Source organism: Peptostreptococcus russellii, assembly GCF_900110295.1.
GTDB classification, from domain to species: Bacteria; Bacillota; Clostridia; order Peptostreptococcales; family Peptostreptococcaceae; genus Peptostreptococcus; species Peptostreptococcus russellii_A.
Genome location: NZ_FODF01000038.1, coordinates 1 through 6,310, shown reverse-complemented (window position 1 = coordinate 6,310; position 6,310 = coordinate 1). Strand labels below are relative to the sequence as shown.

Sequence of the window (6,310 nt, the reverse complement as noted above, 5' to 3'; positions counted from 1 at the left end):
TGCTTTTCCGCCACCTTCGTAGAACTTACCAAAGAATTCTACGTATATAAGTCTTAATGCATGTACATAGGCTCCCAAGCATGATAGGAATAAGTTAAATGCATGGAATAATACAAGAATAAGTATCGCTGCTACATACCCTATAAACGTTTTCCCCCATACCATTCCTGCAATCATATTTACTGAAAATGCTATGTATCCACCTGACATACCCAATGCCATAAGACGTGAATAAGATACAAAGTCTCCGATATAATTTGATATTCCGTATACATTGTAGATACCTGCTACAAGTCTCTTTACAATATTTCCCTCTGATGCTCTTGCTCCTCCTATTACAAGTAGGATTATACCTGTTATCATGACATATTTCCCAATATTACCTATGTCTGATGAAATTACACCTGCTAGTGATAGTAAAAAGCATATTATTCCTCCCAAAGTTAAAAACCATGCTATTACATCAAAGAACATATCAACATATTGTCCATCTCTAACCTGCATATAAGCTTTGATCAAAAGACCATATGCAAGATGTATACCTCCTATGATTATTGATATAATCAGAATCGTCATAAAGTCTTTGCTTAAATCGAAAAGCCTCCACATACCTGGAATACTTGCTCCAAAGTATGAGCCGTATAAAAATCCCCATATTGCTGTTGAAACGGCTATCAACTGGAAAAACTTTACATTCTTTCTCATATTGGGTGTAAAGTTACAAATCTTAAGTCCTAAAGTAGTAAGAATTAAAAGCACTACTCCATATCCAACGTCCGCTGACATCATACCAAAGAATAAGGCATATATCGGAGCGTATAGTGGAGTTGGATCAACTTCATTATATTTTGGAAGTGCATATGTAGAAGTAACACTTTCAAATGCTCTAACAAGTCTATTATTTTTTAGTATAATCGGCACGTCTGGATCATTTTTATCAACATCTTCAAACTCGGCTGTATATGTATCTTCACATACATTGGCTACAACTTCTTCCAATCTCTTTGTATCAAAATCTGGACAATAACCACTTAAAACACATACACTTTTTGAAGCCATAAACTCGTATTGAGCTTGAGTTCTCACCTTTAGATTACCTAAGTATTCGAAATATATTTTAAAGTCTGATATTTCTTTCGACTTTGTTCCCAAAAGTTTACATATTTCGTCTTTTTTAGCCGACATTTTTTCTATTTCAGCATTTAGTTCATCGATTCTCTCTTTAGGTAACTTGTCCGAGTCATTCTTTATGACATTAAAATTTCCAGTTCTAAATACTTCTAAAACTTCTTCCTCTTCTCTTTTGTCAAAAATAACAAAGAAAAGATATTCGTCCTTATAGACTCCAACTTCCTCGCAATAAGTAAATTCTAACTTTTCAATATTTTCCTTAAAAGTTTCCAGCAACTTATTGCTTACTCCACCAACAAAAGCTTTAAATCTTTTTAGCTGATTTAAGGAATTAAAACTTATATCTAAATTAGATACAGCTTCCAACTCTTTTATCAGCTCTTTCCTCTTAGAAATACTTGATTCAATACTTGCCAACTCATCACCAAGGGATTTAATAGAACTATATTCCATTTCAAAATCCATTGAAGAAACTTTTTTCTCCATCTCTTCAAAGGTGTAGTTCGGTAAACCTTCGATAAGAGCTTTTAAACCAGTAAGCTGAGTTGTATGTTTTGAAATCAAATCAATGGCATATGTACACTGATTCATTTGATCTTCATATTTTGAAATTTCTTCCTCAACTGCTATTCTTTTAAATCTCAGCAAATCTTCACTTTCAAAATTTTCGACCTCACATACATCTTCAAATTGAATATTTCTAAAAATCTGAAGTTCTCTCAATAGTTTTTCGCGGTAAGAATTCAGTACCAAGAGGTGAAATTTTTTCATTTTAACTATTGCCATGTTATTTCACTATCCTCTCTACTAATAATCTCTTAGCTTCATTGAATCTGTCTTGAGGAATGTCTAGGATTTCCTTGCATCTTTTTTCACTTTTTTGCGATATAGATTCAAGTTCGTCTTTCATCTCATCTTCAGCTTTAGCTTTAAGTTTGTCACATTCAACTTTAGCCTTTATAACCGCTTCTTCTATAAAAGTTTTAGACTGCTTCTCAGCTAAAAAAATACTATCCTTAGCTTCTTCCCTTGCTTCTCTAACAATTTTATCAGCCTCTTCTTCAGCCTTTACAACTTTTAATAAAGCTTCTTTTGCCATTCAATTTCCTCCTTTCAGAAAAAATTCTTAATTTTCAGTTATATTTTTGTTACTAATTTTACACTATTTATTAACATAATTCAAGTGCGTAAAATGACTAAAAAACTGAAAATTCGTAAATTACATATGCAATTTTTAAAAAAATAATTTGATCAATTCACGATTATATTTTTTCATAGCCTTGTAAGTATTGAAATTTAGACAAAAAAAGTACTTGTTCCTCCAATGGCTTCGCTTGTTAAAGTTACTACCCACCTTTCTCCAAAATACTGATTCTTTCGATATTTTATTTTTTTAAGATTAACCTTTTTATGCAAATGTTTTCTCTATTATAAAAAAAAATAAAGAGGTTATTCTTTAAATATTTTTCTTTTATCTAAATTTAAGTTCTACTCAGCAAGTAAAAAACGCCTCATAAATTATCTATTAATATCATTATACACCTTTTTGGTTTATTTTTTAACAGTTTTTGCTAAATTATTTAAAAATTTTTAAAAAGGTGGCTTATCCAACACTTTTTTGGAAAACCACCTTTTATATTATATATGTTACATTATTCGTTATTTGTTATAAATTTATTAATATTTAGGGGCTTATTTATATGTATTCTAACTACTTACCATAGTATGCATTTAGATACATTTGCTTTAATTCTTCTAGCAATGGATATCTTGGATTTGCACCTGTACATTGATCATTAAATGCTTGAAGAACCATTTCATCTAAACTATCTAAGAAAGCTTTCTCATCTACTCCAGCCTCTTTTATAGTTTTTGGAAGACCTACTTCATCTTTTAATTTTTCAAGATCTACTAAGAAATTATCTACAGTTTCTCTATCTGTTTTACCTGGCTTAGTTCCACAGAATCTTGCAAATTCTGCATATCTTTCTACACAATCAGGATATTTATACTGAGGGAAAGTTCCCATCTTAAAAGGTGCTTCTGCACAATTATATTTAATAACTTGACCTATTAAGAGTGCGTTTGCCACACCATGTTGTACATGATGGAAAGCACCTAATTTATGCGCCATTGAGTGGCACACTCCAAGAAAAGCATTTGCAAATGCCATGCCTGCCATTGTCGCAGCTATAGCCATTTTTTCTCTAGCTTCTGAGTCATTCTTTCCATTTTTATATGATCTTGGAAGGTATTCAAATATTGTTTTTCCTGCCTTTAATGCCATTCCATCTGCTGGCTCACTTCTCAACATAGCTACATATGCTTCAAGTGCATGAGTCATGGCATCTATACCTGAAGAGGCAGTTAGTCTAGCTGGCATTTCCATCTGCATATCTGCATCTACTATTGCCATATTTGGAAGTAATTCATAATCTGCTAAAGGATACTTAACTCCTTCTTTTTCATCTGTTATAACTGCAAATGGTGTAACTTCTGATCCAGTACCTGCTGATGTTGGTATTGCACAGAAGTATGCCTTTTCACCCATCTTAGGGAATTTGTATGCTCTCTTTCTTATATCCATAAATGTCATAGCCATATCCTTGAAGTTAGCTTCTGGATGCTCATACATTACCCACATAATTTTAGCTGCATCCATTGCAGATCCACCACCTACCGCTATTATAAGATCTGGTTGGAAACTTTCCATAGCCTTGGCTCCTTCTGTTGCGCATCCAAGAGTAGGGTCTGGAGCTACATCATAAAATGCTGTATGAATAATTCCCATATGGTCTAGTTCTTCCTCTATTCTATCTATGTATCCGTTGTTGTATAGGAATTTATCTGTTACTATAAACGCTCTCTTTTTGTTCATTTCTTCCTTAAATTCCTTCATTGCTACTGGAAGACATCCCTTCTTAAAGTAAACTTTTTCTGGAGCTCTAAACCAAAGCATATTTTCTCTCCTTTCAGCTACAGTCTTAATATTTATAAGATGCTTAACACCTACATTTTCTGATACTGAGTTTCCACCCCAAGAACCACAACCTAATGTAAAAGATGGAGCTAATTTGAAGTTGTAAAGATCACCTATTCCACCCTGTGCAGAAGGAGTATTTATTACTACTCTACAAGTTTTCATTGTATCTATATACTTCTTCATTTTTTCCTTGCAGTTTAATGTGTCTATATAAAGTGAAGATGTATGTCCTAAACCACCCTGTTCTACTAGGTGTTCAGCCTTTGCTACTGCTTCATCAAAAGATTTATACTTGTACATCGCAAGGATTGGAGATAATTTTTCATGAGCAAAAGCTTCTACAAAATCAGTTTCCTCTACTTCTGCTATTACTATTCTTGCACTCTTTGGAACATCTACTCCAGCAAGTTTACCAAGCTGGTATGCTGACTGACCTACTATATCTGCATTTAAAGCACCCTTGCTATTTAATATTATCTTTCTAAATTTATCTACTTCTTCTCCTTTAAGTATATATGCTCCTCTAAACTCGAATTCTTTTTTTACTTGATCGTAAAGTTTGTCAGGAACTATTACTGACTGCTCTGAAGCACATATCATACCGTTATCAAATGACTTTGATAGTATGATTGAACTTACTGCTGTTTTTATATCCGCACTTTCATCTATAAGAGCCGGAACATTACCTGCTCCTACTCCCAAGGCTGGCTTTCCTGAAGAATAAGCAGACTTAACCATTCCTGGACCACCTGTTGCTAATATTATATCCGCATGCTTCATCATAGCTGCTGTAAGTTCAATTGATGGTTCATCAACCCATGCTATAATTCCCTTTGGTGCACCTGCCTTAACAGCTGCTTCCAAAACAACTTTTGCTGCTTCTATTGTGGATTTCTTTGCTCTTGGATGAGGAGATATTATTATACCGTTTCTTGTTTTTAAAGATATAAGGGTTTTGAATATTGCTGTTGATGTTGGATTAGTTGTTGGTATAACTGCCGCAACAACTCCTATAGATTCTGCTATTTTTGTTATTCCATAAGCCTTATCTTCTTCTATAACCCCACAAGTTTTAGTGTGCTTATATGCATTATATGTATACTCTGCTGCATAATTATTCTTTATAACTTTATCTTCAAAGACACCCATTCCAGTTTCTTCAACTGCCAATTTAGCTAACTCTAATCTTTTATGATTTGCTGCAAGCGCTGCTTCTAAAAAGATTTTATCAACCTCTTCTTGTGAGAATTTCGCAAATTCTTCTTGAGCTTTTTTTACTTGAGCTAATCTTCTATCAAAAGACTCTATATCCTTCACAATATAGTTTTCTTCAATTTGCCCTTCTTTGATTTCTTCAACTTCTTCATTTTTAAGTTTTTTAGTCATTTTAATACCTCCTACACACCTAGAAATAAATCCTCTAAATTTAATCTATCAAAATTTAATAGTTTTTAATCCCTAATTTAGCCTATTTTTCTAAACTTAACTATATTTATTTTTCGACTTTCTTATTTGTTAGTTTTTTATTTAACATTATTATAGTTAATTAATTTATCCATGTCAATACTTTCCTATTATATTTTTTTATTCAAAAATAATATATACAGCTTATTTTATCAACACTTTCTGATTTATCTTTTAAGAAATCGTTTTTTACAATGTGTTTATTATATTAAAATTATATTGAATCCCAAATATCTTTTTTGATTTTTTTCGATTTTTTTATCTTTATTAATTTATTTTTTATCATTATATTACTGAAATCTCATTTATAATACAGATATTAACTTTATTTTTCTTTTTATATTTTTATATATTTCTAAATCGTTATTTTTTATACAAATATATTTAATCGCTTCATTTACACTTTAAATACATTTTTGAAGTTATTATTGATTTTTCATATAAAAAAAGAGGAGCATCATGCTCCTCCAAATATCAAAAATATATAATTTTTATATTTTCTATTAATTTATTAATTTCAAAATCAACAATTGTAAAAAAGTATGTCTTTACTTTTAATAATTAAACTATATAGCTCTAGTATATTTCTTTAACCATTCTTTTTCTTCTTCATTTAATCCTGGTGATACCATTTCATATACCTTTGCATGGTATTCATTAAGATCCTTCTTATCTCTTTCTGTAAGCATTTCTGGAATTATAGCATCAAGGTCAAATGGAACAAATGTTATA

Annotated in this window: 4 protein-coding genes; all 4 read right to left on the bottom strand. The window is 31.5% G+C overall.

The window, feature by feature from the left end; translation table 11 throughout:
• Positions 1-1,917 (bottom strand): V-type ATP synthase subunit I (locus tag BMY82_RS08955; RefSeq protein WP_242938954.1); only part of this gene is annotated, 1,917 nt, incomplete at its 3' end.
• A gap of 1 nt (position 1,918) precedes the next feature.
• Positions 1,919-2,230, bottom strand: coding sequence for a hypothetical protein (locus BMY82_RS08950; RefSeq protein WP_091976209.1), 312 nt, complete (start codon positions 2,228-2,230; stop codon positions 1,919-1,921).
• A 612-nt stretch (positions 2,231-2,842) separates the two neighbouring features.
• Positions 2,843-5,500 carry a bifunctional acetaldehyde-CoA/alcohol dehydrogenase gene (adhE, locus tag BMY82_RS08945; RefSeq protein ID WP_091976208.1) on the bottom strand — a complete coding sequence of 886 codons (2,658 nt, stop codon included), beginning with the start codon at positions 5,498-5,500 and terminating at the stop codon, positions 2,843-2,845.
• A 644-nt stretch (positions 5,501-6,144) separates the two neighbouring features.
• A complete protein-coding gene (locus BMY82_RS09720) occupies positions 6,145-6,309 on the bottom strand; it encodes a M24 family metallopeptidase C-terminal domain-containing protein (RefSeq protein ID WP_334292228.1) in 165 nt (54 codons plus the stop codon).
• Position 6,310 lies beyond the last annotated feature (1 nt).